This window comes from Pseudomonas sp. NPDC096917 (assembly GCF_044762555.1).
Lineage (GTDB): Bacteria > Pseudomonadota > Gammaproteobacteria > Pseudomonadales > Pseudomonadaceae > Aquipseudomonas.
Window position 1 is genome coordinate 1 of sequence record NZ_JBIWEO010000046.1, and the last position, 1,282, is coordinate 1,282.

Annotated in this window: 1 pseudogene; it reads left to right on the forward strand. The window is 57.9% G+C overall.

From position 1 onward, the window contains the following. Positions 1 to 1,282, forward strand: a pseudogene (locus tag ACIQYF_RS23620) (hypothetical protein); the annotation flags it as partial.

Below are 1,282 nucleotides of genomic sequence, written 5' to 3' on the forward strand. Positions count from 1 at the left end.
TGGACGCCGAACTGCCCGAGCACGAGCGCAAACCGTACCTCTGGGAAGAGCCCGAGCGCTTCAATCAAATCGCCATGCATCGCCTGACCGGCTGCATTCAGGCGCAGTACCGTCATGACGTGTTGTACCTGGTGCTGGACGACACGCTGGGTGTGTTGCGCGACCTGGCCAATTATCAGGACCAGGTCGTCGGCTGGATCGACGACTGGAGCAATGGCGGGGCGAAAAAGGGCAACAACGAGCGCGATTATTTACTGGCGTGCTACATCGAATCCCTCAGTCAACTCAATGCGCCCACTGTTCAAACGCTGCTCGGTGGCAGCACTGACCCGGCGTACAAAGCCCTGATGGATGATTTGCTGTGCATGGCTGAGCCGCAACAGGGGGTGACGGATGCGGCGATCATTGAGTACCTCGAAAAGGGCGGCTTGATGACCCCGCCTGCGGGGAGCCCGGTCCCGGCTGAGTTGGCGGTGTTACGTGAAACGGCGGGCAATGAGGCAATGGGCGCCTACGACTCACATAACTTTGGGCTAAGCCCCAGTGAGTTGAGCGCCATTGAAGACGTCGACCGCCGTTTCTACACCCGTGAGCATTTTCAGGTCTCTCCCCCGGCCTTTGTCGACAAGCATTTCGAAACACTGATTACCTTGGGCAAGCATCGATTCAATCAGATCAATGATGTGTTGTACGGCGCGAAATTTGGGCAGCGCGGCGTCAATGAGTTGATCGACCGCGAAGCGATGGACCGCGAGCTGCAGGCCCATCGTGCTGGACTTGCACGCTGGAACCGCCAACTCGACCTCATCACCGCCGACCGCACAGACTTGATCTGCTCTGGCGCGTTTCACAAAGCCGCCTGGTACTTTGATCCGATGGACATTGGGCAGACGGGGCATGCCTTTACCCTTGAATACGCCTGCCTCAAAGACATCTGCCGCAGCGATGAAGCCTGTGAACGACTGCTGGCGTATTGTGAACAAACGCCGCAATTCAGTCGCCCGCTGTACTACACCTTGCCCTACAGCGAGCAAACGTCGCTTTGGGTGCAATACGCCTTTTTGCTGGCCGCGGGCATGGTCTTGTTCAACAACAGCCCTGAACTCCTGGCCCGTTTGCGCACCATTGAACAGCGTCGCTTACCGGCGCTTGACGACCTGCCGGAGAGTACCCGCTCAGTGGCCAATGCCGCGCTGAACACCCTGACCCCGGCGCTTAATCGTGGGTTGGAAAAAATACTGCTCAACTTTGACGACCTCTTCAAAAGCAACGTCATCCCAGG